The 26589-nt window shown below is 65.6% G+C and carries 27 protein-coding genes; 15 read left to right on the top strand and 12 right to left on the bottom strand.

Features of this window, described 5'->3' with window-relative positions; genetic code table 11:
- Nucleotides 1-23 precede the first annotated feature (23 nt).
- The 4 genes from FCU66_RS26195 to FCU66_RS26180 all read right to left on the bottom strand — a co-directional run bounded on the left by FCU66_RS26195 (nt 24) and on the right by FCU66_RS26180 (nt 1949).
- Complete coding sequence (locus tag FCU66_RS26195; RefSeq protein ID WP_136616352.1) at nt 24-245, bottom strand: DUF6500 family protein; 222 nt, start codon at nt 243-245, stop codon at nt 24-26.
- Between the two features lie 52 nt (nt 246-297).
- Entirely contained in the window at nt 298-489 is a 192-nt protein-coding gene (locus tag FCU66_RS26190; RefSeq protein ID WP_027160878.1) for a hypothetical protein, read from the bottom strand.
- 5 nt (nt 490-494) lie between these two features.
- Nucleotides 495-758, bottom strand: a complete 264-nt coding sequence (locus tag FCU66_RS26185) for a hypothetical protein (protein WP_246094013.1) — start codon at nt 756-758, stop codon at nt 495-497.
- A 114-nt stretch (nt 759-872) separates the two neighbouring features.
- On the bottom strand, nt 873-1949 hold the full coding sequence (locus tag FCU66_RS26180; protein WP_136616351.1) for a diguanylate cyclase domain-containing protein: 1077 nt from the start codon (nt 1947-1949) through the stop codon (nt 873-875).
- A gap of 515 nt (nt 1950-2464) precedes the next feature.
- Between FCU66_RS26180 and FCU66_RS26170 the strand changes: the two genes are divergently transcribed.
- The 5 genes from FCU66_RS26170 to FCU66_RS26150 all read left to right on the top strand — a co-directional run bounded on the left by FCU66_RS26170 (nt 2465) and on the right by FCU66_RS26150 (nt 8795).
- Nucleotides 2465-3508 carry a LacI family DNA-binding transcriptional regulator gene (locus FCU66_RS26170; protein ID WP_136616350.1) on the top strand — a complete coding sequence of 348 codons (1044 nt, stop codon included), beginning with the start codon at nt 2465-2467 and terminating at the stop codon, nt 3506-3508.
- 63 nt (nt 3509-3571) lie between these two features.
- Nucleotides 3572-4819, top strand: coding sequence for an ABC transporter substrate-binding protein (locus FCU66_RS26165; protein WP_136616349.1), 1248 nt, complete (start codon nt 3572-3574; stop codon nt 4817-4819).
- A 175-nt stretch (nt 4820-4994) separates the two neighbouring features.
- Nucleotides 4995-5924, top strand: coding sequence for a carbohydrate ABC transporter permease (locus FCU66_RS26160; RefSeq protein ID WP_136616348.1), 930 nt, complete (start codon nt 4995-4997; stop codon nt 5922-5924).
- Complete coding sequence (locus tag FCU66_RS26155; protein WP_136616347.1) at nt 5924-6781, top strand: carbohydrate ABC transporter permease; 858 nt, start codon at nt 5924-5926, stop codon at nt 6779-6781. Before FCU66_RS26160 ends, FCU66_RS26155 begins: the two co-directional genes overlap by 1 nt.
- Before the next feature lie 22 nt (nt 6782-6803).
- Nucleotides 6804-8795 (top strand): glycoside hydrolase family 127 protein, encoded by a 1992-nt coding sequence (locus tag FCU66_RS26150; RefSeq protein WP_136616346.1) that lies wholly within the window; start codon nt 6804-6806, stop codon nt 8793-8795.
- Here FCU66_RS26150 and FCU66_RS26145 read toward each other — a convergent pair.
- Nucleotides 8782-9501: a gamma-glutamylcyclotransferase gene (locus FCU66_RS26145; RefSeq protein WP_136616345.1), complete on the bottom strand. Its 720-nt coding sequence runs from the start codon at nt 9499-9501 to the stop codon at nt 8782-8784. The two genes, FCU66_RS26150 and FCU66_RS26145, sit on opposite strands and share 14 nt — an antisense overlap.
- Nucleotides 9502-9621: 120 nt before the next feature.
- Complete coding sequence (locus FCU66_RS26140; protein ID WP_246094012.1) at nt 9622-10476, bottom strand: AraC family transcriptional regulator; 855 nt, start codon at nt 10474-10476, stop codon at nt 9622-9624.
- A gap of 176 nt (nt 10477-10652) precedes the next feature.
- On the opposite strand from FCU66_RS26140, the gene FCU66_RS26135 reads away from it, so the two are divergent.
- The 7 genes from FCU66_RS26135 (at nt 10653) to FCU66_RS26105 (ending at nt 17525) form a co-directional block, all read left to right on the top strand.
- A complete protein-coding gene (locus tag FCU66_RS26135; protein WP_109661350.1) occupies nt 10653-11417 on the top strand; it encodes a phytanoyl-CoA dioxygenase family protein in 765 nt (254 codons plus the stop codon).
- Between the two features lie 230 nt (nt 11418-11647).
- Nucleotides 11648-12670: an ABC transporter permease gene (locus FCU66_RS26130; protein WP_136616343.1), complete on the top strand. Its 1023-nt coding sequence runs from the start codon at nt 11648-11650 to the stop codon at nt 12668-12670.
- Nucleotides 12671-12715: 45 nt separating this feature from the next.
- Nucleotides 12716-13684, top strand: a complete 969-nt coding sequence (locus FCU66_RS26125) for a sugar ABC transporter substrate-binding protein (RefSeq protein WP_136616342.1) — start codon at nt 12716-12718, stop codon at nt 13682-13684.
- Between the two features lie 59 nt (nt 13685-13743).
- Entirely contained in the window at nt 13744-15261 is a 1518-nt protein-coding gene (locus tag FCU66_RS26120; protein ID WP_136616341.1) for a sugar ABC transporter ATP-binding protein, read from the top strand.
- Nucleotides 15262-15272: 11 nt separating this feature from the next.
- Nucleotides 15273-16235 carry a ribokinase gene (locus FCU66_RS26115; RefSeq protein WP_136616340.1) on the top strand — a complete coding sequence of 321 codons (963 nt, stop codon included), beginning with the start codon at nt 15273-15275 and terminating at the stop codon, nt 16233-16235.
- Nucleotides 16232-16693: a D-ribose pyranase gene (gene rbsD / locus FCU66_RS26110; protein WP_136616339.1), complete on the top strand. Its 462-nt coding sequence runs from the start codon at nt 16232-16234 to the stop codon at nt 16691-16693. The genes FCU66_RS26115 and rbsD overlap by 4 nt, the downstream gene beginning before the upstream one ends.
- Nucleotide 16694: 1 nt before the next feature.
- Complete coding sequence (locus FCU66_RS26105; protein WP_136616338.1) at nt 16695-17525, top strand: 3-methyl-2-oxobutanoate hydroxymethyltransferase; 831 nt, start codon at nt 16695-16697, stop codon at nt 17523-17525.
- 5 nt (nt 17526-17530) lie between these two features.
- Here the strand turns inward: FCU66_RS26105 and FCU66_RS26100 are convergent, their stop codons facing one another.
- Nucleotides 17531-18193: an Imm52 family immunity protein gene (locus tag FCU66_RS26100; protein WP_136616337.1), complete on the bottom strand. Its 663-nt coding sequence runs from the start codon at nt 18191-18193 to the stop codon at nt 17531-17533.
- 67 nt (nt 18194-18260) lie between these two features.
- The gene (locus tag FCU66_RS26095) at nt 18261-19169 is read right to left on the bottom strand and encodes a LysR family transcriptional regulator (RefSeq protein ID WP_136616336.1); all 909 of its coding nucleotides are present in this window, start codon (nt 19167-19169) and stop codon (nt 18261-18263) included.
- Nucleotides 19170-19305: 136 nt separating this feature from the next.
- On the opposite strand from FCU66_RS26095, the gene FCU66_RS26090 reads away from it, so the two are divergent.
- The 3 genes from FCU66_RS26090 (at nt 19306) to FCU66_RS26080 (ending at nt 22773) form a co-directional block, all read left to right on the top strand.
- The gene (locus FCU66_RS26090) at nt 19306-20496 is read left to right on the top strand and encodes an MFS transporter (RefSeq protein WP_168991740.1); all 1191 of its coding nucleotides are present in this window, start codon (nt 19306-19308) and stop codon (nt 20494-20496) included.
- A 111-nt stretch (nt 20497-20607) separates the two neighbouring features.
- Entirely contained in the window at nt 20608-21300 is a 693-nt protein-coding gene (locus FCU66_RS26085) for a DUF2270 domain-containing protein (RefSeq protein WP_136616334.1), read from the top strand.
- Nucleotides 21301-21462: 162 nt separating this feature from the next.
- On the top strand, nt 21463-22773 hold the full coding sequence (locus FCU66_RS26080) for a DUF763 domain-containing protein (RefSeq protein ID WP_246094010.1): 1311 nt from the start codon (nt 21463-21465) through the stop codon (nt 22771-22773).
- 20 nt (nt 22774-22793) lie between these two features.
- On the opposite strand, the gene FCU66_RS26075 is transcribed toward FCU66_RS26080, so the two are convergent.
- From FCU66_RS26075 to FCU66_RS26060, 4 genes are all read right to left on the bottom strand, one after another.
- Nucleotides 22794-22937: a hypothetical protein gene (locus FCU66_RS26075; protein ID WP_136616333.1), complete on the bottom strand. Its 144-nt coding sequence runs from the start codon at nt 22935-22937 to the stop codon at nt 22794-22796.
- A 262-nt stretch (nt 22938-23199) separates the two neighbouring features.
- Nucleotides 23200-23892 carry an ABC transporter ATP-binding protein gene (locus FCU66_RS26070; protein WP_136616332.1) on the bottom strand — a complete coding sequence of 231 codons (693 nt, stop codon included), beginning with the start codon at nt 23890-23892 and terminating at the stop codon, nt 23200-23202.
- Nucleotides 23889-25604 (bottom strand): branched-chain amino acid ABC transporter ATP-binding protein/permease, encoded by a 1716-nt coding sequence (locus FCU66_RS26065; RefSeq protein WP_136616331.1) that lies wholly within the window; start codon nt 25602-25604, stop codon nt 23889-23891. Before FCU66_RS26065 ends, FCU66_RS26070 begins: the two co-directional genes overlap by 4 nt.
- Entirely contained in the window at nt 25591-26460 is an 870-nt protein-coding gene (locus FCU66_RS26060) for a branched-chain amino acid ABC transporter permease (RefSeq protein ID WP_136616330.1), read from the bottom strand. Before FCU66_RS26060 ends, FCU66_RS26065 begins: the two co-directional genes overlap by 14 nt.
- Between the last annotated feature and the right edge of the window lie 129 nt (nt 26461-26589).

The raw sequence follows: 26589 nt of genomic DNA, 5'->3' as shown, positions 1-26589 counted from the left end.
ATGCATGTCGCTCAAAACGAAGATTAAGGATCCATCTCCTCGACCATCGCGCGTATCTTCGCAGCCTTTTCAAAATGGTCGAGGCGGTGGGTTCTGATCCACCATTCGGCGGCTTCCATCAAGAGTTCGGGGTCGTCGTTCCTATTGGCGAAAAACGCATAGAACGACACGCCGACGCCGGCCCCTTTTTCGGAAATCTTGCGGTCGCAGACCTCCAGTATCTTCTGCTTCAGGCTGGTTCTCACGGGAATCCCTTGATTTGCGGTGCGGCAGGCTTCTGCCGGCGGCCGATACGGATCAGGCCTTGCGCTCGGCCCGTTCGCGGCGTTTGACGTCGCGGACATTCATCTGCACGACCATGTCCTCGGCCTCACGCGGGCCCATCCCGACCATCACCTTCTGCCGGACCACGGCAGGCTGGCCGGTGAAGACGTCGATGATGCTCCAGCTCTGGGGAAGCTCCATGCGCAGCGTGTAGCGGTTGGCCATGTCGATCAGCCCTGCATCATGAAAAACACGGCGCCCAGGATCAGCACCGTCCAGGCGATGACCGACAGTTTCAGCACCATGCCGCCATGCGCGGTCAGAAGCTCCCGCAGGCGCGACACGACACTTGTCGACGGGACCGGCGCCGCCACCAGGGCGACAGGCGCCTTGAGGCCAAGTTTTCCAAAGACAGGCAGCAGCGACGGTTCACGCACGAAAATGACCTCGAATGTCGGGAAGAGCGGAGCAAGGACGCTCGCTTGCCCTTTCATAGCACTCTTTTCGCGAGCGCCCTGCATGCCAAATGCAAATGGGCGCCACCGACTGCATTGGTGGAAGATGGCGGGCCCGGTCGGCGAGGCTGTACAACAAACAGCCGCTAGCTCTCACGCCGCGGCGCTGCGGCCTCTCACCCCGGCTTGCGCCTTGAAGATGCGGAACGTGTTGCGCCCTGCCGCCTTGGCGGCATAGAGCGCGGTGTCGGCCTGCGCGAACAGATCGCAGGGCGCACCCGCCTCGGTGAAGGCGATGCCGACCGAGGCGCCGAGCCCGAGCGACTGGCCGCAGGCGGCGACCGGCTTGCCCATCGCCTCGATGATGCGGCGCGCCAGCCCAGAGACCGCGCCACGGTCGAGATGCGGCCCTACCAGCACCGCGAACTCGTCACCGCCGACGCGCGCCACCAGATCGGCTTCGCCGCAGCCGGCGGCAAGCCGTTTCGCTGCTTCCTTCAGGCATTCGTCGCCGACGACATGGCCGAACGTATCGTTGACGGCCTTGAAGCCGTCGAGGTCGACCAGAAGCAGCGCGCCGAGCGGGCGGCCCTCGTCGGCGTGCGCCAGCCGCGCCTGGAACCGGCCGCGATTGGCGAGCCCCGTCATGACGTCATATTCGGCGAGATAGCGCATCCGGTCCGACAGGATCTTCTCTTCGGTGATGTCCTGCTTCATGCCGAAGATGCGCACGGGAACGCCCTCCTCGCACTCGACTGTCGCGGTGATGCGTATCCAGCGGCTGCGGCCGGCGAAAGTCGTGATCTCGGCGTCGAGATTGAAGCCGCTGCGCTCGGCGATCGCGCGGCCGCGCAACGTGTCCAGCGCCTTGCGCGACTCCGCCGGGTAGCACTTGATGATCTCCGAGCGATCGAGCACCGAGCCACGCGGCAGGTCGAACAAATCATAGACCACATCGGTCCATGCCAGCTGCTCGCCGGGCAGGCTGCATTCCCACACGCCGAGGCGCGCGGCGACCGAAGCGCGGTCGAAGATCTTGCGGCTGTGCGCCAGCGAAAGCTCCTGGCTGGCGATCAATGCCGCCTGCGCCGCGAGCTCTGCCTTGAGCCGGGCGATGGTGGCCGCGTTACGGTGTCGGTCGTCGGCGCCTTGCATGGCCGCAGTCACTTCGGAGCGGGACGCAGCGCCCGGCCGCACCGGGCCTTTCGGACTGTAGGGCGTATCGGACATGGCGAGGCTCTGCTGTCTTGGCGGGAGACCACCATGGCGCGCAAGCGATTAACACTTCGCTGACGGTGGGCCGTCTTCGCCGGAAACGGACGGAGTATCCGCCGACACCTTTTGGCTGAGATATCAATTGTCGAAGTCGGCGCCGCCCCTCACCTGCCTGCCGGCATCCTCTCCCCGTATAGTGACGGGGAGAGGGGCGCTCTCATCAATGGTTTCGCCAATCACCAGCGTCGCAGAATGGGCGCCGAGGTTGCGGCCAGCCCCCTTCTCCCCGTCACTATACGGGGAGAAGTGCCCGGCAGGGCGATGAGGGGCGGCGCCAACGCCTGGAGTGGAGTGATAAAGGAACGATCCCTGATCCAAACCACTTTTCCCCTTGAACGACCTCCCGATCTGGCTTAGCCTCGAGTTGAGAAAAGGTTTTTCCAAACAGTTTCGATCGGGCTCGGCCACGTGCCGGGTCTTTTTTCGGATTTTAAGAGAAAACCTTTTCCCAACTAAGGATTCTCGGCGCGATGCCATCGGACGATCAGCCAGTTCCTGTCTTTTCCAAGCCAGTCACCTTGCGTGACGTGGCCGCGCAGGCCGGCGTCAGCGTCGCCACCGCCTCGAAGGCACTCAACGACCAGGGGCGCATGACGGCCGAGACGCGCGAGCGCATTCGCGAGACGGCCCGGCGTCTCGGCTTCCGGCCCAACAGCCTGGCGCAGAGCCTGCTCAGGCGGCGCAGCTTCACCGTCGGCCTGCTCACCAACGATACTTATGGCCGCTTCTCGCTGCCGCTGATGTCGGGCATTTCGGACGCGCTGGTCGACAATGGCGTCTCGGTGTTCCTGTGCAATGTCGAAGAAGATCCGCGCCTTGGCCAGATGCATGTCGACGCCATGCTCGACAAGCGCGTCGACGGCATCATCGCCACCGGCAAGCGCATCGACCGCCATCTGCCGGTCGATCTCAGCAATCTGCGCGTCCCGGTGATCTATGCCTTCACGCAGCCCGATCCCGACGCCATCGCCTTCGTCTCGGACGATGCCGAGGGCGCCCGGCTGGCGGTCGAGCATCTGTGCCGGCTGGGCTGGAAGCGCATTGCGCACGTCACCGGACCGGCAAGCTTTGCCGTGGTGCACGCCCGCGCCCAGGCTTACCGCGACGTGCTGATCGAAAACGGCCTGCCGGTCACCGAGCCGCTGCTCGGCTCCTGGTCGGAAGCCTGGGGCCACGAGGCGGTGGCGCGGCTGTTCGACGGCAAGAGCGAGAGGCCGGACGCCGTCTTTTGCGGCAACGACCAGATCGCGCGCGGCGTCATCGATGCCTTGCGCGAGCGTGGCTTGAGCGTTCCCGGCGATGTCGGCGTCATCGGTTTCGACAATTGGGAGATCGTGGCCGAGGCGACGCGCCCGCCGCTGACCTCTGTCGACATGAACCTGGTCGCACTCGGGCGCGAGGCCGGGCTGACCCTGCTTTCGCTGGTCGGCGGCAAGCCCGCCGCGCCGGGCATTCGAAAACTGCCGTGCCGGCTGGTGGTGCGGCAGTCATGCGGCCATCCGCTGGATGGCTGAAGACGAAGCGCCGCGTGATCGGCGCCAAGCCGCGGAGCGCGGCCAACCCTGGAGGAGGAGAACATGAGGAACCTGATTGCCAAGCTGGCCCTGGCCGCTGCCGTTCTGGGTAGCGGTCTCGGCACTGCCGCCGCCGAGACGGCCAACATCTGGGTGCGCGCCGACGGCTCGAATTTCATGCCGAGGATCGTCGACGCCTACAACAAGGCGCACACCAACCAGGTCAAGCTGGACATCATCCCCAATGCCGAGATCATCCCGAAATATGGCGCTGCCGCCGCCGGCGGCACGGCGCCCGACGCGCTGTCGCTCGACCTGATCTACACGCCCTCCTTCGCCGCTGCCGGCCAGTTGGAGGACATCACCGACTGGGCCAAGTCCCTGCCCTATTTCGCCAGCCTGTCGCCGGCGCATGTGAAGACCGGCACCTACAAGGACCACATCTACGGCCTGCCCTTCTCCGCCGACGCCTCGGTGCTGATCTGGAACAAGAAACTGTTCAAGCAGGCCGGCCTCGACCCTGAAAAGGGCCCGGCCAACTGGGCCGAGATCGCGGCCGACGCCGAGAAGGTCAACGTGCTCGGCGGCAACATCAAGGGCTTCTACTTCTCCGGCAATTGCGGCGGCTGCAACATCTTCACCTTCACCCCGCTGATCTGGGCGTCTGGCGGCGACATCCTCTCGGAGGACGGCTCGAAGGCGACGCTGGACAGTCCGCAGTTGCGCAGCGCCATCGATCTCTACCGCTCGATGGTCAAGAAGGATCTGGTGCCGGCAGGTGCGCAGACCGACACCGGCGCCAACTTCTTTGCCGCCTTCGCCGCCGGCAATATCGGCATCTCGCCGTCCGGCGCCTTCGCCATCGGCGCGCTCAACACCCAGTATCCCGATATCGACTACGGCGTCACCTTCCTGCCGGGCAAGGATAGCGGCTGGTCGTCCTTTGCCGGCGGCGACAATTTCGTCGTCACCAAGGGCACCACGAAACTGCCCGTGGTGAAGGAGTTCCTCGACTTCGCCTATTCGCTCGAGGGCCAGACGATCCTGGCCAAATACGGCAGCCTGCCGGTGCGCGGCGACATCGCCAAGGAAGCGCTCAGGGATCTCGACCCGCGCTATCAGATCGCAGCCGAGGCCATGGCCAAGGGCCGCACGCCTTATTCGGTGGTGTTCAACGATTTGATCAACTCCGCCAACGGGCCGTGGACGCAGATGATCAACGAGGTCTTCTTCGGCGACGATGTCGACGGCGCGATATCGAACGCACAAGAGACGATGCAGTCGATCATCGACCAGGCGCCGCAGAAATAAGCGCCAACCCCACCTCCCCCTTGAGGGGAGGTCGGACCGCAGGTCCGGGTGGGGTCGTCCCGGCAGTGCTCGACGTTCCTTTTTCGTCGGCGCGCTGCAGAGACGACCCCACCCCCGGCCTTCGGCCGGACCCTCCCCTCAAGGGGGAGGGGGACGCAGCGCCAAGGGAACAGCCATGACCATCATCACAGATGCAACCATCGCGCCGCCACGCCTCGGAAAACGCGCCGGCGCCAGCCGCCGGCAGTGGATAGGCCTGCTTTATGTCGCGCCGGCTGTCGCGCTGGTCGTCGTCTTCTTCCTGATACCGCTTGGCATGACGGCGTGGATGTCGCTGCACAACTGGCCCTTGATGGGCGAGCACAGCTACATCGGCCTCGGCAACTATGTCGCCATCCTGCGCGACACCAGGTTCTGGAACGCGCTGCGCTTCACCGCCTACTACACCGTGATCGTCACCATCGCGATCTTCGTGGTGGCGTTTCCGCTGGCGCTGTTCGTCGAACGGCCGCGGCCGCTGACCAATCTCTACCGCACCATGTTCTTCATGCCGGCGGTGGTCGGCTTCGCCTCGGCCAGCCTGCTCTGGTCATGGCTCTTGAATGTCGATTCCGGCCTGTTCAGCCCGGCCGCCTACGATCTCGGCCTGATCGACAGGAAGTTCAACCTTTTGGCCACCTTCCAGCCGGCCTTCTGGTCGATCATCGCCATGGTCGTCTGGAAGGTCGCCGGCTTCACCATGATCATCCTGATGGCCGGCCTGCAATCGATCCCGCAGGATCTGCAGGAGGCGGCCGTCATCGACGGCGCCGGTCCATTCGCCAGGTTCAGGGCGATCACCCTGCCGCTGATGCGCCGCACGCTGGCGCTGGCGCTGATCCTGTCGGTCGCCGGCTCGATCCTCGCCTTCGACCAGTTCTACATCATCCTGCGCGGCGGCCCGCGCAACCAGACGCTGACGGCGGTCTACTGGATCTTCAACCAGTCCTTCGTGTCGTTCAAGCTCGGCTATGGCGCGGCTTTGTCGATGGTGCTGCTGGTGGTCCTGGTGGCGCTCAGCCTCGTCCAGCTGTGGCTGCTGCGCAAGCCCGAGGGGCTCGACTGATGGCGCAGGCCGCCTCCCGCAACCGCCGGCTCGCCGCCCGCATCGGCGAGCATTCGACCGGCATCATCGCCTCGGTGCTGTTTGCGGCGCCGATCGTCTGGGCGGTGCTGTCGGCGTTCAAGCCGGCGCAGGAAGCGCGCCAGCCGCCGCTGCCGCCTTGGCCAACATCGGGCTTCTCGCTGGAGAACTATGCCACGCTCAACAGCTTCGGCGACGGGCTGTGGGTCTCGGCGCAAAACAGCATCTACGTTTCGGTGATGACCGTGGTGCTGTCGGTCATCGTCAGCGTGCTGGCCGGCTACGGCTTTTCGCGCTTCCGGTTTCCGTTCAAGGACCTGTTCTTTATCCTGATCCTGTCGACGATCATGATCCCGTTCCAGTCGATCCTGACGCCGATCTTCCTGGTGCTGACCAAGCTTGGCCTGCACAACACGCTGACCGGCCTGGTCGGCGTCTATGTGACGCTGCAACTGCCGTTCTCGATCTTCATGATGCGCAACGCCTTCGACGCGGTGCCGCGCGAGATCGAGGAAGCCGCCCGCATGGACGGCGCCAGCAATCTCACCATGCTTTTGAAGGTGATGCTGCCGCTGGTCTGGCCCGGCGTCGTCACCATCGCGCTGTTTGCCTTCCTCGGCGCCTGGAACGAATTCCTCGCAGCTCTCGTGCTGATGACCGACCAGTCCAAATTCACGCTGCCGGTGATGATGACCGCGCTGCAGTCGGGCCGCTTCGGCGCCATCGACTGGGGCGCGGTACAGGCTGGCGTCACCGTGATGATGGTACCGTGCCTGATCCTGTTCCTCGCTTTGCAGCGCTTCTACATCCGCGGCCTGATGGCCGGGGCCGTCAAGTAATCGACCGAATGGAGTAAGTTTCATGACCGCATCGCAAACCGCAAAAACGGCCAAGCTGGAAGCCAAGCCGAAACTCGCCTTCCGCCCGCTGCCGGTGCCGCAGGTCGACGTGCACGGCTTCTGGGGCGACCGTGCCGACGCGGTCGCCACCCGCACCGCCGACATCCTCTACGAGCGCTGCGTCGAGGCGCGCATGCTGGAGCAGATCGATCCGGACCGGCCCTCGCCCGGAATCGTCATCCCCTTCCACTCGCCTTCCCCAGATGAGGCCGACCGCCAGGGTGCGGAATTCACGGGATCGACGGTGACCACGCAGATGTTCTGGGATTCCGATCTCGGCAAGACGATCGAGACCGCGGCCTATTCGCTCTACCGGCGCAAGAACCCCGAACTGGAGAAGAAGATCGATGCCGTCATCGACATGTACGGCAAGTTGCAGCAAGAGGACGGCTATCTCTCCAGTTGGTACCAGCGCATCCAGCCCGGCAAGCGCTGGACCAATCTGCGCGACTGCCACGAGCTCTATTGCGCCGGCCACCTGATCGAAGGCGCGGTCGCCTACTACCAGGCGACGGGAAAACGCAAGCTGCTCGACATCATGTGCCGCTACGCCGACCATATCGCCTCGGTGCTCGGCCCTGAGCCCGGCAAGAAGAAGGGCTATTGCGGCCATGAGGAGATCGAGCTGGCGCTGGTCAAGCTGGCACGGGTGACCGGCGAGCAGAAGTACATGGAGCTGGCGAAATACTTCATCGACCAGCGCGGCCAGCAACCGCATTATTTCGACGAGGAGGCGCGCGCCCGCGGCGCCGACCCGAAGGCCTATCATTTCAAGACCTATGAATACAATCAGTCGCACAGACCGGTGCGCGAGCAGGACAAGGTTGTCGGCCATGCTGTGCGGGTAATGTATCTCTATTCGGGCATGGCCGACATCGCCACCGAATATGGCGACGACACGCTGCGGGCAGCACTCGACCTTCTGTGGGACGATCTCACCACCAAGAGCCTCTACATCACCGGCGGACTGGGTCCGTCGGCGCACAATGAGGGCTTTACCAGCGACTACGACCTGCCCAACGAGACCGCCTATGCCGAGACCTGCGCCTCTGTCGGGCTGGTGTTCTGGGCCAGCCGCATGCTCGGCATGGGGCCGAACGCCCGCTACGCCGACATGATGGAACGCGCCCTCTACAATGGCTCGATCTCGGGCCTGTCGCTCGACGGCTCGCTGTTCTTCTACGAAAACCCACTGGAAAGCCGGGGCACCCACAACCGCTGGAAATGGCACCGCTGCCCCTGCTGCCCGCCCAATATCGGGCGCATGGTCGCCTCGATCGGCAGCTATTTCTACAGCCTGGCCGACGATGCGCTGGCCGTGCACCTCTACGGCGACTCCGCCGCCCGCTTCGACATTGGCAGCACCGCGGTCAGCCTGACGCAGGCGAGCCGCTATCCCTGGGATGGCGCTATCGAGATCACGGTTGAACCGCAGGCGCCGGTAGCGTTCACGCTGCACCTGCGCATCCCGGCCTGGAGCACTGGCGCGGCGCTCAAGATCAATGGCGAGGCGGTCAAGCTGGCGGATGTCACCAGCGACGGCTACGCCGCGATCCGGCGGACATGGAAAAAGGGCGACCAGGTCCGGCTCGATCTCGAAATGCCGATCGAGCGGCTCTATGCCAACCCGCAGGTGCGCCAGGATGCCGGCCGCGTCGCGCTGTCGCGCGGCCCGCTGATCTACTGCGTCGAGGCGACGGACAATGACAGTCAGCCGCATCGCGTGACGCTGCCGAGGACGGCCAGCGTCGAAGCGCAGCACCGGCCGGAGCTTCTCGGCGGCGTGGTGACGCTGTCGGCTACAGCACTTGCCGATGCCGCCGACGGCTGGCAAAGCGGGCTCTATAGGCCCGAGCCGCCGGCCACCTCGCAGACCCGCTTGACCGCCATTCCCTATTTCGCCTGGGACAACCGCGAAGCCGGTGAAATGCTGGTGTGGCTCAGGGACGGGTGAACGCCCGCCCGATCTCCTCGGCCACCAGCGCCTGCAATTGCCACAGATTGCGGTCGCGGATGCCGCAAGCGTCGAGGTGGCGGATCGTCTCGAACAGATATTCCGCGCCCGATCCCCAATGGCCGACGGCTGTCGCCAGCGTCGCCGCGATCGCCTGCTTGTCGAGCTTGCCGGCATAGCGCGGATTGGCCGGATCGACGACGAAGCCGAGCGCGCGGCAGAGGCCGCCTTCGGTCCTGACCTGCAGCCAGCGCGGTACGTTGACAGCCGGCAGGATGGTCATTTCGCGGCGCAGCAGCGCTTCGAGGTTTGCCGCCACCGGCTCGGCGATCTCGAACACCATGCCCTGGCACTGGCCGCCACGGTCGAGCGCCATCATCAGGCCGGGCTGATCGAGCGTGCCGCGAAAACGCTGCACCGTGAAGCAGAACGAACGGTGCCAGCCCGTCGCCACCGCGCGTTCGCCGCCCCTTACCTCGCCGGCCGGCTTCCACAGCAGCGAGCCATAGGCGAACAGCTTCAGCGGCCCGGCCGGTGCGCTGGCCAGGATCTCGTCGCGGATGCGCGCATAGTCCGCATCGGTCATGTAGACCATGCCCGGCGTCGGCCCGGCATCCTCGACCGCGCGCATGGTGCGGGCGACGAGGTCCTCGGTCAGCGCCATCGGCGCCTTGCGCGGCGATATGGTGGAAATCGGCTTGTTCATTTTCGCGCCTCAGGCATCGCCGCCATGTTGCTCAAGGCAAGGAGATTCTCAAGACGCGCGGAGTCAAAACCTGAACAGCCACGCCCAACCGCCTGAAAGGATTCGTAAGTATCGACTATCCTAACGCCCCGGCGCCGCGCTCAGTTCGCTGCGCCGCCAGGCGGCCGGTGAGATGCCGACCGAGCGTTTGAATTCGCGCCCGAAATGATAGACGTCGCAGAAGCCGCAGGCCTCGGCCACTTCGGCCAGCGGCTGGTCGCCTTGCACCAGCAGCGACTGCGCCTGCATCAGCCGCTCGCGCATCAGCCACTGGTGCGGGCTGGTGCGCAGATGCTTCTGGAACAGCCGCCTTATCTGCGAGGCGCCGAGGCCGGTGACAGTGGCGAGCTCCGGCGCCGCCCAGGCGGAACCGGGCTCGGCGCGCATGGCGTCGAGCACGGCAGCAAGCGGCTTCGGCAGATCGTCGTTGCCGGCGCCGTTCACCGCACGGTCGACCAGAAGCAGGAATTCGGCGACCAGCTGGTTGAGGCGCAGGTCGAGCCCGGCGTCGCGCCGCCGCAACGCCGCGAACAGCCGCTCGAACCATGGCGCCGGGCCGGTTCCTTCCGTAAACACGGTCCGCAATATCCCTTCACCGAACAGTTTGCGCCGAAGGATGGCCGGATCGGGCCCGTCGAGCCTGAACCAGAGCAAGGTCCAGGGATCGGCCGGATCGGCCGCGTGCACATGCGGCGCCTCGTTGGCCATCCACACCAGCTGGTTGGCACGCACCTCCAGCCTTTGCCCCAGCGTCTCCACGAAACCCCGGCCAGACAGGCAATAGAGGATGTCCTGGCCGGGGTAGACGGGCCGTTCGATGCGGTAATCGGGCGCCGCTGCGACCTTGCCGGCACGCAGCACGCTGAACGCCGTGCGCGTCCATCCGGCCGCCGGCACATAGTGGAAACTCTCGAAGACCGACGTCTTTGCCATCATGCGCGTTTTATACAAAACAAGTGCCTTGCTGTCCATTTTGTTCGCTGCCCGGCGTCGCTATGGTCGCTCTCAAGAGGATGGGATTTCGGCAGGCAGAGGCCGGATCCCCCGAGTTTTGCGGGCTTTCCAGGCGCCTTGCGCCGGCGGCGGCCCCGATAGACCAGGGAGGCAAGACGATGTTGGCGATGACCAAGCAGGAAACCGAGCTCTACGCCCGCGACGGGTACATTATCCGCAGGGGACTGCTGAGCGTCGCGGAAGTGGAGGATTTCCGTGACCACGCCCGCAAGCAGCTCGAGGCCGAGAACAAGAGCGGCGCCGTGATGGCCAAGGGCGACAAGGAGGGCAAGACCACCCTTCTGAAGATGTGGACCAAGGCCGAGGACGACAAATACGGTCTTCTGGCCCGCGACGAACGCATGGTCGATCTGGCCGAGGCCGCCGTCGGCAAGCCGATCTATCTCTACAGCCACAAGATGACAATGAAGCAGCCCAATGAAGGCGGCGCCTGGGAATGGCACCAGGATTTCGGCTATTGGTACAATTACGGCTGCCTGGCGCCGGAGATGATGAGCATCTATGTCGCGCTCGACAAGGCGACGCGCGAGAACGGCTGCCTGCAGGTGCTGAAAGGCACGCACAAGCTCGGCCGTCTCAATCATATCCGGGAGAACGACCAGACCAATGTCGAGCAGGAGCACCTGGACGCGGCGCTGAAGCGCTTCGAGCACATCTATGTCGAGATGGAAGCCGGCGACGCGCTGATTTTCGACGGCAATCTGCTGCACCGCTCCGATGCCAACCGTTCGGACACCTATCGCTGGGGCTACATCTGTTCCTACAACGCCGTCGAGAACGCGCCGTTCAAGAAGGTGCGCGACTACGGAAATTTTGACGAGATGCACAAGGTGCCGGCAGGTTCCTTCCGCAAGGCGTCCTGACGCTGCAAATACAGGGTATGGGCGGCCAGCCCACGCCCGGCCACGATCCAGGGAGCCGGAAGCGGATTCCCGAAAAATCACGGCCGAACAGGGAGATAGAGCCGGGTCCTGAATCAGTTTGGGGCCGGCTCTGAAGCAACGGCCCGCGCACGAGCTCGGCTCGGGTCGACGAAACGGAGGAGTGGCCACGCTGGTGAGGACCGGCGGGCCACGCGCAGGGAGGATGCTGTATGGCCGATGCGGTCAGGACCGGCGCGCGCGCGCCAGCCACGGACCGATTCACGATGGCGCGGCTATTGCGGGCGCGCGAGGCAGGCGTATTCATCGCGCTGCTCGTGCTGTGCCTGTTTTTGTCCTTCGCCACCGATGGATTCCTGACATCGCTGAACCTGCTCAATGTCGGGCGCCAGATCTCCTTGCTCGGGATCATGGCGGTCGGCATGACGTTCGTGTTGATCGCCGGCGAGGTCGACCTGTCGGTCGGCTCGACCTATGCGTTCTCAGGCCTCGCCACCGGCATGCTGATCATTGCCGGCTGGGCGCTGCTGCCGGCGATCGGCGTCGGCTTGCTCACCGGCGTCGCCATCGGCCTGATCAACGGCGTGCTTTCCACCTATGGCCGCCTGCCCTCGCTGATCGCCACGCTCGGCATGCTCTCCATCGTGCGTGGCGCGGCCCTCATCCTGACCAACGGCCAGCCGGTGACAGTCAACGCCCGCAACGGCGCCCTTCCCGATGTGCTGCAGACCTTCTCCTTCATCGGCCAGGGCTACCTCTTCACCATCATCCCGATGCAGCTGGTGTTCTTCGTGATCGTCGCGGTGCTGGCCTGGATTGTGCTGTCCTTCTCCAATTTCGGCTTCCGCGTCTATGCCGTCGGCGGCAGCGCCAAGGCCGCGCGTGTCTCCGGCATCTCCGTCAACAAGGTCAAGATATCAGCCTTCATCCTGATGGGCGTGCTCGCCGCCCTCGCCGGCATTCTGGGCCTGGCCTTCCTGCCCTCCAGCCAGGCCGGGCGCACCGGGCTCGGCCTGGAGCTCGACGTCATCGCCGCCACCATCGTCGGCGGCGCCTCGCTGTCGGGCGGCGAAGGCACCATCCTCGGCACCATTCTGGGCGTGCTGATCATCGGCGTCATGCGCAACGGCCTGGTGCTGCTCGGCGTGTCGCCCTTCGTGCAGGAACTGATGATCGGCCTGGTCATCATCATCGCGGTCGGCATCGACAAATGGAGCACGCGCCGAACGGGTTAAGTGCAGAAAACAGAAGCAATCAGAACCAAAAAGGGAGGACTATCCATGAACATCAGACACGTCATTCTCGCAGCCACGCTCGGTCTGTTTCCGCTGTCGGCGCACGCCGAATCCAAGCTCGCCGATTTTACGCTGGCGCCGCGCATCAAGGCCAAGATCGACGCTGGGCAGCCGCTCGACATCTACGTTTCCTACCATGACGTCTCCAACGAATTCGCGCCGTTCATGAAGGCCGGCGTCGAGCGCGCCGCCAAGGAGGACAAGGTCGGCGCTCAGTTCATCGGTCCTGTCGGCGCCGATGCCGACGGCCAGATCTCGGAGATCGAGACGCTGATGGGCAAGATGGACGGGTTGGCGATCTCCTCCGTCTCCACCGACGCGCTGGCGCCGGTGATCGACCGCGTCATCGCCGCCGGCATCCCGGTCGTCACCTTCAACACTGACAATCCGGAGAGCAAGCGGCTGGCCTTCGCCGGCCAGGACCTCATTCAGTCCGGCCGCGAGGCCGGCAAGCTGATGGCCAAGGTGCTGGGCGGCAAGGGCAAGGTGATGATCACCACTATCGACGCCGCCGCGCAGTGGTCGCTCGACCGTGAGAAGGGCGCGCGCGAGGCACTGAAGGCGGAGCCCGGCATCGAGGTGGTCTCGACGCTCAACACCGGCACCGACCCGCAGAAGATCTACGCGGCGATCGAGAACGCCCTGCTCGCCAATCCGTCGATATCAGGCGTCTTGTCGCTCGAATGCTGCTCGACGCCCGCCGCCGGCACGTGGGTCGAACGCAACAAGGCTGCAGACAAGGTCAAGGTGGTCGGCTTCGACCTGCTCGACCAGACCGTACAACTGGTTCAGGACGGCAATGTCGACGCCACGATCGACCAGGCGCCGGAGAAGCAGGGCTTTGCCGCGGTCGACCTGATCGTGCAGTTCCTCAAGGGCCAGCCGATCAACAATGTCGACACCGGCGTCGGCATCTACACCAAGGAAAACATCGCCGAGGTGGCCAAGAAGTAACAAGCAAGCGTCGCGCGGCTGCCGGTCTTTGCCGGCAGCCGCCTGACGCCAGCCAGCCAATGACAGAGCAACAGACCCCTGCCCCCATCGTCGAGATCTCCGGACTGACCAAGCGGTTCCCCGGCGTGCTGGCGCTCGACCGCATTTCCGTCGGCTTCCGCGCCGGCGAGGTGCATGCCGTCATCGGCGAGAACGGCGCCGGCAAATCGACGCTGATGAACATCCTGGCCGGCGACCTGCAGCCGGACGGCGGCGAAATCCGCATCGACGGCAGCCGCGCCACCATTGCCTCGCCGCTGGCCAGCCGCGCCGCCGGCATCACCGTGGTCTACCAGGAACTGGCGCTCTGCCCGACGCTGACCATCGCCGAGAACATCATGATGTCGGACATGGCGGCGCGCTCGTCGCTGTCCTTCGTGCCGCGCGACCAGATGCGGCGCGAGGCACGCGCGGCACTCACACGGCTCGGCATGGGCGCGCTCGATCCCGACACGAAGGTCTCGCGCCTGTCGGTGGCCGAGATGCAACTGGTCGAGATCGCCGGCGCCATCCGCCAGCGCGCCCGCGTGCTGGTGCTCGACGAACCCAATTCGGCCCTGTCCAAGCGCGAGAGCGAGCGGCTGTTCGAAATCGTCAAGCAGTTGCGCGGCGAAGGCGTCACCGTCATCTACGTCTCGCACCATCTGAAGGAAGTGCTCGACCTTGCCGACCGCATCACTGTGATGCGCGACGGCCGCACCATCGAGACCATCGACAATGACGGCCTGTCGGAGGACCGGCTGATCCGCGCCATGGTCGGCCGCGACCTCGACACGGCGGCGCAATGGTCGCTGCAGCCTGAAGCGCGGTCGGATGAGGCGGCAATCGTGCTGTCCGTCGAGAAGCTGACCGCGCCGGGGCTGGACAGGCTGAGCTTTCATGCCCGCGCCGGCGAAATCCTCGGCATTGGCGGCCTGCCGGATTCCGGCAAGGACATGCTGGGCGAAGCGCTGTTCGGCCTGTGCCAGCGCAGCGGCCGCGTCACCATAGACGGCAAGGAATTGCGTGCCACCGACCCGCAAGCCTCGATCCGCAACGGCATGGCGCTGGTGCCGGCCGACCGGCGTGGCGCCGGCGCGCTGTTGTCGATGAGCGTCGCCAACAATGTCGTCTCGGCCTCGCTGCCGCGCTTCTCGATGGTCGGCTTCATGCGGCGTGGTGCCGTGCGCCGCGAGGCCCGCGCGCAGGTCGCGCGGCTCGACGCGCGCATTTCACATCTGAGCCAAAAGCTGGCGACCTTGTCGGGCGGCAACCAGCAAAAAATCATCCTCGGGCGCAGCCTGGTCACCAATCCCCGCGTGCTGGTGCTGCACGAGCCGACGCGCGGCGTCGACGTCGGCGCCAAGGCCGAGATCTACGCCATTTTGCGCGGCATCGCCGGCGAAGGCGTGGCGGTGGTGATGATCTCCTCGGAGATTCCCGAATTGATCATGAACGCCGAACGCGTTCTGGTGCTGCGCAATGGCGGCATTTCGGGCGAGCTGACCGGAGCCGGCATCAACGAGGAAGCGATCCTGGCGCGCGCCATGGCGTCCTGAACGAGGCATTGATGAACACACCCAAGACCGCACCCAGAATCACGATCGTCGGCAGTTTTGCGGTCGGCCTGACCATGCGGGCGCCAAAACTGCCGATCTTCGGCGAGACGATGCTCGGCACCGATTTTGACATGGGCGCCGGCGGCAAGGGCTCCAACCAGGCGGTGGCCACCGCAAGGCTCGGCGCACGCTCGGCGCTGGTCGCCATCATCGGCACCGACAAGCTGGCCGGCATCGCCACCGACCTTTATGCCGCCGAGGGCGTCGATGCGAGCCTGGTCACGACGAGAACCGAACGCGCCACCGGCGTCGGCTTCATCATCCTCAACGACAAGGGTGAGAACTTCATCATCCTCGACATGGGCGCCAACGAGCTGATGGGTGCCGCCACCGTCGACGCGGCCGAAGAGCGCATCGCGCAAAGCGATGTCGTCATGACCGTGCTCGAAGTGCCGATCGCGGCCGCCGCCCGCGCCATGCAGCTTGGCCGCAAGCACGGCGCCCGCACCATCCTTAATCCCGCACCGGCGCGCCAGCTTCCCGACGCGATCTTCGCTTCCGTCGACTATTTGACCCCCAACGAAAGCGAATTGCGCATCCTGCTCGGCCTGCCGGCCGACGATCCGCGCTCCTCGCGCGAACTCGCCAGCGAATTGCGCCGGCGCGGCGTGCGCAACGTGGTGGTGACGCTGGGCCGCAGCGGCGCCCTGATCCTCACCGACGAACTCGATGTCATGGTGCCAGCCGTGCCGGTCGCCGTGGTCGACACCACCGGCGCCGGCGACGCCTTCAACTCCGGCTTCGCCGTGGCGCTGGCCGAAGGCCGCGACATCGTCGACGCGGTCCGCTTCGGCGTCGTCTGCGGCGGCATCGCCTGCACCCGACTCGGCGTCATTCCGGGCCTGCCCGAACGCGCTCAGGCCGACGCGCTGTTCGCCGAAGCTCTCAAGACAACATGGAAGGAACAGATATGAACCGGAACCGGCTGCTCAACGCCGAACTGTCGCACGCCATCGCCTCGATGGGCCACGGCGATTTGATGATCGTTTGCGACGCGGGCTTTCCGATCCCGTCGAGCGCCTGGCGCATCGACCTCGCCATCTCGCCCGACGTGCCCGATCTCGAAACCGTGCTGGCGCCGATCGCCGCCAACCTGATCGCCGAGCGCGTCGGCTATGCCGATACACTGCCGGTGCACAATGCGCCGCTGCTGGCCAGGCTGAAGCGGCTGTTCCCCGACGCCGACTTCGAGACCACGACGCACGAGACCATCCTCGGCGAGATGGCCCAGAAAGCCAAGGTCATCGTGCGCACCGGCGCCTTCGACCCATGGGGCAACATCCTGCTCTATTCCGGCGTCGACGTGCCAGCCTGGTTCTCCAAGCCCGGCGTCGTCGCGCCCGACTACTATGCCAAGAAGCTGAAGGGCTGAGATGCCACGCATCTTCGACTTCGGCGGCCGCGAGGTCGAGCGCAGCGTGACGGTCGCCAGCCTGCGCGCGCTGAAGGGCAGCGGGCGGCATGCCGCCCAGGTGACGGCCGAAACGACGGAAGAGGCTGCGGCGGCAGAGGCCGCCGGCATCGAGATGGTGGTCTGCCGCGCAGCCAACGTGCCCCGCGTGCGCGAAGGGTCGCGCCGCGTCTTCGTCACCGCCGCACTCGGCTTTGCCGACGCAGTGACATCAGACGAAAACCTGCGCACCGCCTTCTCCGCCATCACGGCGGGCGCCGACGCCGTCATCACCGGGCGCGGTCTCGACACCGTGCGCATGCTTGCCAACGAACAGATCCCGGTGATGGGCCATCTCGGCTTCGTGCCGCGCAAATCCACCTGGGTCGGCGGCATCAGGGCCGTCGGCAAGACATCAGCCGAGGCGCTCGACCTGTGGGACCGTTTTCGCCGACTGGAAGACGCCGGTGCCTTTGCCGTCGAATGCGAGATCATCGCGGCTGAGGTGATGGCCGAAATCAACCGCCGCACCTCGCTGGTCACCGTGTCGCTCGGCTCGGGCGCAGAGGCCGACGTGATCTTCCTGTTCACCTCGGACATCTGCGGCGAGAGCGCCCGCCTGCCGCGCCATGCGCGAGCCTGGGGCAATCTGGCCGTGCTGCAAAAGGCAGTGAAGGATGCGCGGGTGGAGGCGCTGTCAGGCTTCCGCAACGAGGTCGCGGGCGGCAGCTATCCCGGCGATGCCGAAGTCGCCGGCATCGCGCAGGCCGAGCTTGACGATTTTCGCGAGCGGCTGGAGGCGGAACGGGATTAGAAGCGCTATGCCTTCTCCATAAAGGGCGACGCCGCTTCGTTGATCCAGAGGCGCCCTTGGCTGCCTAGCAGCTGCTGCTGTCCGATGCCGCGACCGGCCGGCCCCATCCCGCTTCGCGATTGGTAGAACGCATACTGGACGTGCTTGGGGTCCCAAGGCGCACCGGCCGGATGGCCGTCATGAGCATATCGCCAGATCGTACCCCAGTCGGGTTGCCAGGTGTCGATGGTCTTACGGAACACATCCAGGAGAACACCGACTGCAAGCCCCCGCTCATCCAGGTAACGCAAATCGAGCAAGGCATTGTTCTGACTGTCTTCGGACAGATATTGGGAATGGGCTCCGCAATGGATCGAGGTCGACGCTTCCAGATTCCCACGGCGCCGATTCCAGAGCGACAGCCTGTACCCAAGTTCTGGAATGGGCTGACGCGGCGGCATGTCCGTCTTGTTCTGCCCCTTCAGCAGGAAACGGCGCAAAACGTCCGGCGACGACGTATCGACAGGCTCGGATAGCATCGCCTGCTTGAGCGATCGGCCCATGGGTGCCCAACGGGCGACCCCCTCGTCGGCTTTCGCCAGAACGCGAAAGTGCGCTGCAGCTTGCGAGACCAGTTCGTCGAGGGGGCGCTGCCTCGGCCCCCAGTAAACGCCGATAGTGATCGACACGGCACCCTCCCGGAGCAATCACCCTATTGGGGAGCCCTTCTCACGACAACGGCCAGTGGGCCACCACTCAAGACACCAGCGGCATCGGCACCTCGAGCCCTTCGATCAGCGCGTCGCGAAACAGCGCGATCGGACGGCTGAGCCGTCCGGCCGGCGGGCGGTGCAGCAGCCATGCGCGCACTTGCGGCTTGAAGTCGGGGCAATCGATGACTTCCACCCTATCGCGCCAGCGGCTGTCGGCGAAGGCGCCCGGCGTGACGATCCCGATGCCGTGGCCGCGCGCCACCAGCGACATTCTGAGATCGACGCTGAGCGCCTCCACCCCGACCTGGAACGGCAGCCTGAGGGCGTCGAAACTCTGGCGGATGAAAGCGCGGAAACCGCAGCCGTTTTCGTTCATCACCCAGGCAAAGCGCGACAGCGAGGCAAGATCGGCGGGCTTCGGCACGCCGAGCCCGGGTGACGCCACCAGCAGCACCGACTGCACGCCGAGATCGTCGCAGACCAGTTCGTCGGGCGGCGCCAAACCCTCGGCGAGGCATACCGCCACCGCGTCGAGTTCGCTGCGCGCCACCTGCTCCACCAGCCTTGGCGACCAGCCGGAAGAGATGCGCAGCGTCAATTGCGGAAAGGCAGCGCGTAGGCTGTCGAGCGGCAGCGCCAGGGCGGCGTCGGAGAGATAGGGCATGATGCCCAGGCGGAACTCGCCCTTGACCTCGCCTTGCGGCGACACGCCGGCCCTGAGATCTTCGAGCGAGCGCAGCACGCGGCGGCCATGCTCATAGGCCTCGCGGCCGGAAGCGGTCGGCTTCAGCGGCTTCGACTGGCGGTCGAGCAGCGATGTCGCCAACCCGTCCTCGAGGTTCTGGATGCGGCGCGTCACGCCCGGCTGGGTGAGGTTGAGCCTTGCCGAGGCACCGACGATCGAGCCGGTCTCCACCACGGCGATGAAGGCTTCGAGGTCGTGGATATTCATGCGCACCTCGCATAATCATTATCGAATTGATTGAATTGTAGCATGATGACGCTTTGGCATAAAGTCCTCTCGCGATATGCAAATCCTTGAGGACTCAATGCTCGATACCCCAGTGCTCGATACCAATGACGGCCAGATGGCCGGATCGGCCGCGACCATCACCGGCCCGCAGACGCTGCTGTTTGCCACGGCGGTCGGCATCATCGTCACCAACCTGTTCGCTCCGCAGACGCTGGTCGGCCTGATCGGGCCATCGCTCGGCGCCGGTGCCGCGAGCGTCGGCTTCGTCGCCATGGCCACCCTGCTCGGCTACGCCGCCGGCCTGTTCTTCCTGGTGCCGCTCGCCGACCTTGCCGAAAACCGCACCCTGATCCTGCGCATGCTGGTCGCGGCGGCATTGGCGGCTGGCGTCGCCACAATGGCGCCCACCGCCGGCTCGCTGCTGATCGTCCTGTTCATCCTCGGTGCCGCCTGTTCGGCGATCCAGATCCTGGTGCCGATCGCCGCCTCGATGGCGCCGCCCGGCGAGGCCGGCCGCGTCATCGGCGATGTCATGAGCGGGCTGATGGTCGGCATCCTTTTGGCGCGCCCGCTGGCCAGCCTGATTGCCGATGCCTGGGGCTGGCGAGCCTTTTACGCAATCAGCGCCGCAGCCCTGATTGTGCTCGGCTGCGTGCTTGCCTTCACCTTGCCCCGGCGGCGCCCGGAAGCGCGATCGTCCTATGGCGCGCTGATCGCTTCGCTGTTCGACCTGCTGCGCGACGAGCCGGTGCTGCGGCGCCGCGCTCTGACGGCAGCGCTGGTGATGGCAACGTTCAGCCTGTTCTGGACGGCGGTGGCGTTGCGCCTCGCGCAGCCGCCTTTCGACCTCGGCCAGCGCGGCATCGCGTTGTTCGCACTGGTCGGCGCAAGCGGCGCGATAGTCACACCGCTGTTCGGCCGCGCCGGCGACCGTGGCTGGACGCGCCCGGCGACCATCGCCTGCCATCTCGTGCTGATCGGCGCGATGGGGCTCGCCGCCTGGGCCGGCGCCGCTGAATCCGGAACCGGATGGTCTCTAGCGCCGATGGGTGTCAGCGCCGTGCTGCTCGACATCGGCGTCACCGGCGACCAGACGCTCGGCCGCCGCGCCATCAACCTGCTGCAGCCGAAGGCGCGCGGCCGCCTCAACGGCCTGTTCGTCGGCATCTTCTTCATCGGCGGCGCCATCGGCTCGATGCTCGCCGGCATCGCCTGGGCCTCGGGCGGCTGGCCTGAAGTCTGCGCCATCGCCGCTGCCTTCGGCTTTGCCGCCCTGCTGGTCGACTGGATCGCCGGGCCGGAGTGACCGGCCGGACCAGGCCTGCGAACCCTGCCAGGATGTCGAGATTCCCTTGGCCATTCCGAACGCTACGGAACGAGATCAAATCTGATGCGTTTTATTTGGTTGGAGGGAGCCATGAACGATGCTCCGGCAACGCCCATCGGCAGGCCGCTTTCGTCAGGCGAACTGGTCACCGTGATGTCGCATTTCCACCGCGCCGAGATCGCCCGCATGGCCGGTTGGCGCGACCGCCTCGACCGTACAAGCAATTGGGCGATCACCGTTGTCGCCGCCATGCTGTCAGTGTCGCTGTCAACGGCCAGTGCCCATCACGGCGTGCTGCTTTTCGCCATGCTGCTGGTGCTCCTTCTGTTGTGGATCGAGGCGCGTCGTTACCGGTTCTTCGATGTCTATCGCGCCCGCGTGCGCCAGTTCGAGCGCAACTATTTCGCTCAGATCTTCTCGCCGCAGCCCGACTTCGCTTCTGACTGGCTGCTGATCGTCGGCGAAAGCCTGCGCGCGCCGAAATTCCTGGTCTCGCAAAGGGTGGCGCTGGCGCGGCGTTTGCGCCGCAACTACTTGCATATGATGTTGATTCTGCTCCTCGCCTGGATCCTCAAACTGTCGACGCCGAGCCTGATCGATCAAGCTGTGCCGGCCGGCTTCGTCGGCACATTGCGCGAGGCCGTCAGCGCCGCTGCGCTCGGTCCCATTCCGGGCGCGGTCATTGTCGCCGTGGTTGCCCTCCTTTACGCCGGCCTCCTGGCGGCTGCCTTCCTGACGCCTGGCGACGACGGCGAACTCTCCTTCGGCGACGTCCATGTTTAGAAAGAAGCGGTTGAAGAAAATCATTGTCACACAATGAGATAAAGCCCCGACCTGATTCAGGTTCTGAACGGGCGTTCGCGCATCCGCTTGCAAATCGTCGCCCCGATGCCATCTCTATCCGAGGCTGCCGGTGCCCGACTCATCGGCCGGAGGTATGATCACGTGACGCAGCGAAGCGGCAGCGCCGACCTGCCGCTGCATGGCGGGCGGGTTCCGAAATGGCTGGGCGATCGCATGACGCGCCTGGGCGCTGTGCTGTGCGAAGCCATCATTCACCACTATGGCCGCGACGAGTTGCTGCGCCGGCTGGCGCATCCGTTCTGGTTCCAGTCCTTCGGTGCGGTGATGGGCATGGACTGGCATTCCTCCGGCATCACCACCAGCGTCATCGGCGCGCTGAAGCGCGGGCTGACACCGCTGTCGGGCGAACTCGGCATCCATGTCTGCGGCGGACGCGGCACCCACTCGCGCAAGACGCCGCATGAACTCGAGGCGATCGGCGAGCGTGTCGGCATCGACGGCAAGGCTCTGGCCACGGCCAGCCGGCTGGTCGCCAAGGTCGACAGCGCCGCCGTGCAGGACGGCTTCGATCTCTATCTGCACGGCTTCATCGTCACCGACGACAGCCATTGGGTGGTCGTCCAGCAAGGCATGAACGGCGACAGCAAACTGGCGCGCCGCTACCACTGGCTCTCGGAGGGCCTGAAAAGTTTCGTCGACGAGCCGCATGCGGCCATCGAGGGCGAGCGGCAGGGCGAGATCGTCAATCTGACCGACCACCGCGCCGAGGCTTCGCGCAGCGGCCAGCTGGACCTGTTGCGCCAGCTCGGTCCCGACAGCATCGTGCGCGAGTTTGCGGCAATCGAACCTTCAGCAAGGCCGCAATCCGCCCAGCCGATGCTGCCCAATCTGATCATGCCCGCCCATCATGATGTCCGCGAAAGCGATATCGTCATGCGCCGCCTGCACGGCAACATTTCCGCGGCGATCGAAAGCGGACCGGCGGATTTTCCCGAATTGCTGCTGGTGCCTGGCGTCGGCGCGCGAACGGTGCGGGCGCTGGCGATGGTGGCCGAGGTCGTGCATGGCGCGCCGTGCCGCTTCTCCGATCCGGCGCGGTTCTCGCTGGCGCATGGTGGCAAGGACCGGCATCCCTTTCCGGTGCCGCTGAAAGTCTATGACGAGACCATCGCGGTGATGAAATCGGCGGTCCGCAAGGCAAAGCTCGGCAATGAGGAGGAACTCGGCGCCTTGCAACGGCTGGACGGCCAGGCGCGACGGCTGGAGCGCTACGTCACCGGGCCGAGCCTGAAGGAGATCGTCGCCGGCGAATTCGACCAGTCGCACCAGCTCGGCGGCCGCAGCGTCTTCGGCTGGGAGCCGCCTTCCGCCGACGCCCCGGCGCCGTCCCAAGACTCTGTCCGCGAAGATTTTGCCGGCAGCCCCCAAGGCATAGGCGGCAAGCGACATTAGTGGATGGTTTGCACCAGGCCCTAGATGCCGAAGAACTGCTTGCCGATCATGTAGCCCAGCGCCGCCGCGACAAGCGGGAACAGAGCTGGTGCGGCCTTGCCGAACAAGGAGACTTTGGCATCCTTTGGCGGCATGTAACGTGCGTTGCCGAGATTCTTGGTCATGGCTTGCCTTAGGTTCGGAATGATCATTAGCAAATGCTGATTAACAGCATGGCCGCATTAACGGCCCGATAGGAAATCAACTCGGATCAGATACAAATGCTAATGATCGGAGCGTGGGCCGGCAAAGAACGTGCTGCCCTGTTCAGCGGCGTTCAAGGAGGTCCAGCATGACTGGCGCGCGGTTGTTTTCTGCCAAGCGGGAAAAGACCGTGCTTGAACAAGAAGATGGCGCCGGACCTCGATTCAACGAATGAACGCCGTCCTATCCGCCGAGATAGAGCCGGTGCAGTTCGTCCGGCGACTTGAGCAGCTTCATACAGTCGCCATCATGGACGACGCGGCCGCGCCGCATGACATAGGCGCGGTTGCCGATCGACAGCGCGAGTGCGGCGAACTGCTCGACCAGCAGTACCGCCAAGCCATTGTCGGCGAGCTTGCGCACCGCGCTCATCAGCCGCGTCACGATGACCGGCGCCAGGCCTGCCGACATCTCGTCGATCAGCAGCACCTTGGGCCGTGTCAGCAGCGCGCGGGCGATGACCAGCATTTGCTGCTCGCCGCCCGACAGCAGGCTGGCCCTGACCGTGCGGCGCTGCACCAGTTCGGGAAACAGCGCATAGGCTTCCGCGAGATCGGCCCCCGAGTGCAAACTCACCTTGAGGTTCTCTTCGGTCGTCAATTGCCGGAACACCGTGCGTCCCTGCTCGACATGGGCCAGCCCTTCGCGCGAGCGCACGCCAGGCCGTGCCTTGTGGATATCGCGGCCGTCGATGGCGATCGAGCCGCCGGCGACCGGGATGATGCCCGACAGGCCTTCGAGCAGCGTCGTCTTGCCGGCGCCGTTGGCGCCGAGCACGACGCTGATGGCGCCGCTTTCGACCGAAATGTCGAGCGACGACACGACAGGCAATTCGGCGCGGTTGATCGACAGGTTGGAAACGACCAGCTTGCTCATGCGGCCACGCTCTCTTCCTCGATGCCGAGATAGGCTTTCTTCACCGGACCCAGGTCGAGCACCTTGGCCGGCGGACCGGACGCGATGACGCGGCCGAAGTCGAGCACGGTGACCTCCGAACAGACCGCCCGCACCAGGTCCATGTCGTGCTCGACCAGCAGCACCGCCGAGCCGAACAGCTTTGGGATTTCGGCGATGCGTTGCCCGAGCCGCAGCGTCTCCTCATGCGACTGGCCGGCGGCCGGTTCGTCGAGCAGCAGCACCGCCGGGCGCGCAGCGACCACGCCGGCGACATCGAGCAAGCGCCTGGTGCCGGCGTCGACCGAGACCACCAGCGTGTTGGGATCGGGACAATCCAGCCAACCAAGGATCGCCCTGGTCTCGCTCGCCGACAGGCCCTTGGCGGCGAGCGCCAGATAACCGCCGACGGTGAGTTCCGGCGCGATGCGGTTGGTCTGCCAGGTCCGGCGCACACCCTCGCGGGCGCGCAGATGCGCCGGCATGCCTTCGAGCGGCTTGCCGCCGAGCTTGATGCTGCCCTCATAGCTGGACAGGAAGCCGGCGACGGCGTCGATGAAGGTCGACTTGCCGGCGCCGTTGGGGCCGATCAGCCCGGCGACGGTGCCGGCCGTAACTGTCAGGTTGACGCCGTCGAGCGCGACCACGCTGCCATAGCGCACCGTGAGTTTCTCGACGCTGAGAGCCGGGCCGGCAGCGCGGCTGACTGGGGCCGGCAGGTCGCTTGCCGGCGCCGACGCGGCCGCTTTTATGCGCGCCGGCACCAGTCTACGCAGCTGCCGGCGAAAGGTCTCGCTCATCGTCTCGCCCGTGGATAGGGCCTGCGTGGCGCCGATGGCGAACAGCACATTGCCGATGTCCTGCGGCAGGTCGAGCCGGCGCAGGATTTCCGGGAACATGACGACCAGCAGGCCGCCGATGATGGCGCCCTCGGCGAAATGCGCGCCGGTCATCACCGCGACCGCATAGAGCGACAGCGACTGCATCATGCTGAAATTTTCGGAGACCAGCGTGCCGAGATAGCCGGCCAGCAGCCCGCCCGAAATGCCGGCGATGAAGGCGCTGATAGCGAAAGCCGAGAGCTTGGCGGTGGCGATGCTGACGCCATGCGCCGCCGCCGCGCGTTCGGAGTGACGCACCGCCAGCCAGGAGGCGCCGAGGCGCGAGCGGCTGAGGAATTCCAGCGCCATCGCAATCGCGACGTAGAACAGCAGTACGAAGACGAAATAGCCCTCATCGCCGTCGAACAGTTCCGGCCGCGGCACCTGCAGGAAATCGGTCTGGCCGGGATAGGTCATGGTTGCCAGGATGGTGTCGAAAGCGGTGGCGAAGGACAGCGTGACGATGGCGAGGTTGATGCCGCGCAGCCGCAGCGCCGGCAGGCCGATGGCGACGCCGAGCGGCACCGCCGCCAGCCCGCCGATTAGGATCCACACGGCCAGGCCGCCAGGTGCCTCGGCGAGGTTGAGATAGCCGACGGTCCAGGCGCCGACGCCGGCAAACGACATCTGGCAGAGCGCGATCATGCCGGTGCGGCCGGCGACGAGGCCAAGGCTTTGCAGCGCGACGCCGGTGATCAGCACCGAGGTGGCCAGGAACACCCAGTAGGACGGCAGCAGCCCGGCGATGACGCCGCCCAGGACGATCGCCGCGATGACAACGACCAGGGAGGCTTTCAAACTAGCGCGCTTCATCCCAACGGGCCTCCCGTTGCGACCAGAGCAGAACGGCAAGCACGACCAGGAACGGAATGGCGCTGCGGTACTGGCTGATGCTGTCGACCGAGCTTGCCATGCCTTCGACAAGGCCAAGCACGATGCCGCCAGCCAGTGTGCGCCAGAAACTGCGGAACAGGCCGACAAGGGCGGCCGCCAGTGCCGGTACGACGAGCAGGCTGAGCGTCATGAAATTCGGCGAGCGCTGCGGCGCGATGATCATCAGCGCGAAGGTGGTGAAAGCGCCGGTCATGCCCCAGACCAGCAACGACAGGAGTTGCACCCTGATGCCGAGCAGTTCGGCCGCCATCGGCCGGTCGGCCAGGGCACGCAGATTGAGCCCGACCTTGGTGGTGTTGAGGAACAGATCGGCCAGCACGGTGAACAGCGCCGCCAGCCCGATCGTCAGCACCGAGGCGATCGTCACCTCGACGCCGGCCATGCGAAAGGCGGAACCCGGGAACAGCTCCGGCATGTTGTGCGGATGCTGGCCCCCGGTCAGGCGAAGCCCGATGGCGATGATGCCGACCAGCAGCGCCACGGTGACCGCCGCCTTGGTCGAGGCGCTGGCCTCGCCGAACCACCGCGTCATGATGGTGCCGATGGCGACGCCGACCATCGTGCCGGCCGCTATACCGGCGACCACCGACGGCCAGATCGGGAAACCGGCTTCGTAGAGCGCGATCAGCACGAAGGTCCCGGCCGTGCCGATCGCGGCGCCGGTGAAATTGACCACGGCGACCAGCCGGTAGGTGAAGACGGCGCAGACGCCGAGCAAGGCATAGGTGCCTCCGGCTGTCAGCCCCGCCACGGCGGATGTGAGCAAAGCGTTCATCAGATATCCTGGATTGGAAAAACGGGCGGCGGGTTGGGGTCCGCCGCCCTGTCGAGTTTGGTGCTGCCCCTCACCTGCCTGCCGGCATCCTCTCCCCGTATAGTGACGGGGAGAGGGACGCTGTCATCG

This window comes from Mesorhizobium norvegicum (genome assembly GCF_004919685.1).
GTDB lineage: Bacteria > Pseudomonadota > Alphaproteobacteria > Rhizobiales > Rhizobiaceae > Mesorhizobium > Mesorhizobium norvegicum.
This window is presented reverse-complemented; position numbering and strand designations above follow the sequence as displayed.

Coding starts and splice junctions, on each gene's coding strand:
- FCU66_RS26180 (WP_136616351.1), bottom strand. CDS start 1,949: ATGTCCGATACGCCCTACAGTCCGAAAGGCCCGGTGCGGCCGGGCGCT.
- FCU66_RS26075 (WP_136616333.1), bottom strand. CDS start 22,937: ATGACCAAGAATCTCGGCAACGCACGTTACATGCCGCCAAAGGATGCC.
- FCU66_RS26060 (WP_136616330.1), bottom strand. CDS start 26,460: ATGAACGCTTTGCTCACATCCGCCGTGGCGGGGCTGACAGCCGGAGGC.
- rbsD (WP_136616339.1), top strand. CDS start 16,232: ATGAACCGGAACCGGCTGCTCAACGCCGAACTGTCGCACGCCATCGCC.
- FCU66_RS26165 (WP_136616349.1), top strand. CDS start 3,572: ATGAGGAACCTGATTGCCAAGCTGGCCCTGGCCGCTGCCGTTCTGGGT.
- FCU66_RS26185 (WP_246094013.1), bottom strand. CDS start 758: ATGAAAGGGCAAGCGAGCGTCCTTGCTCCGCTCTTCCCGACATTCGAG.
- FCU66_RS26085 (WP_136616334.1), top strand. CDS start 20,608: ATGAACGATGCTCCGGCAACGCCCATCGGCAGGCCGCTTTCGTCAGGC.
- FCU66_RS26145 (WP_136616345.1), bottom strand. CDS start 9,501: ATGAACAAGCCGATTTCCACCATATCGCCGCGCAAGGCGCCGATGGCG.
- FCU66_RS26150 (WP_136616346.1), top strand. CDS start 6,804: ATGACCGCATCGCAAACCGCAAAAACGGCCAAGCTGGAAGCCAAGCCG.
- FCU66_RS26065 (WP_136616331.1), bottom strand. CDS start 25,604: ATGAAGCGCGCTAGTTTGAAAGCCTCCCTGGTCGTTGTCATCGCGGCG.
- FCU66_RS26190 (WP_027160878.1), bottom strand. CDS start 489: ATGGCCAACCGCTACACGCTGCGCATGGAGCTTCCCCAGAGCTGGAGC.
- FCU66_RS26130 (WP_136616343.1), top strand. CDS start 11,648: ATGGCCGATGCGGTCAGGACCGGCGCGCGCGCGCCAGCCACGGACCGA.
- FCU66_RS26170 (WP_136616350.1), top strand. CDS start 2,465: ATGCCATCGGACGATCAGCCAGTTCCTGTCTTTTCCAAGCCAGTCACC.
- FCU66_RS26115 (WP_136616340.1), top strand. CDS start 15,273: ATGAACACACCCAAGACCGCACCCAGAATCACGATCGTCGGCAGTTTT.
- FCU66_RS26120 (WP_136616341.1), top strand. CDS start 13,744: ATGACAGAGCAACAGACCCCTGCCCCCATCGTCGAGATCTCCGGACTG.
- FCU66_RS26125 (WP_136616342.1), top strand. CDS start 12,716: ATGAACATCAGACACGTCATTCTCGCAGCCACGCTCGGTCTGTTTCCG.
- FCU66_RS26160 (WP_136616348.1), top strand. CDS start 4,995: ATGACCATCATCACAGATGCAACCATCGCGCCGCCACGCCTCGGAAAA.
- FCU66_RS26070 (WP_136616332.1), bottom strand. CDS start 23,892: ATGAGCAAGCTGGTCGTTTCCAACCTGTCGATCAACCGCGCCGAATTG.
- FCU66_RS26140 (WP_246094012.1), bottom strand. CDS start 10,476: ATGATGGCAAAGACGTCGGTCTTCGAGAGTTTCCACTATGTGCCGGCG.
- FCU66_RS26105 (WP_136616338.1), top strand. CDS start 16,695: ATGCCACGCATCTTCGACTTCGGCGGCCGCGAGGTCGAGCGCAGCGTG.
- FCU66_RS26135 (WP_109661350.1), top strand. CDS start 10,653: ATGTTGGCGATGACCAAGCAGGAAACCGAGCTCTACGCCCGCGACGGG.
- FCU66_RS26095 (WP_136616336.1), bottom strand. CDS start 19,169: ATGAATATCCACGACCTCGAAGCCTTCATCGCCGTGGTGGAGACCGGC.
- FCU66_RS26090 (WP_168991740.1), top strand. CDS start 19,306: ATGGCCGGATCGGCCGCGACCATCACCGGCCCGCAGACGCTGCTGTTT.
- FCU66_RS26155 (WP_136616347.1), top strand. CDS start 5,924: ATGGCGCAGGCCGCCTCCCGCAACCGCCGGCTCGCCGCCCGCATCGGC.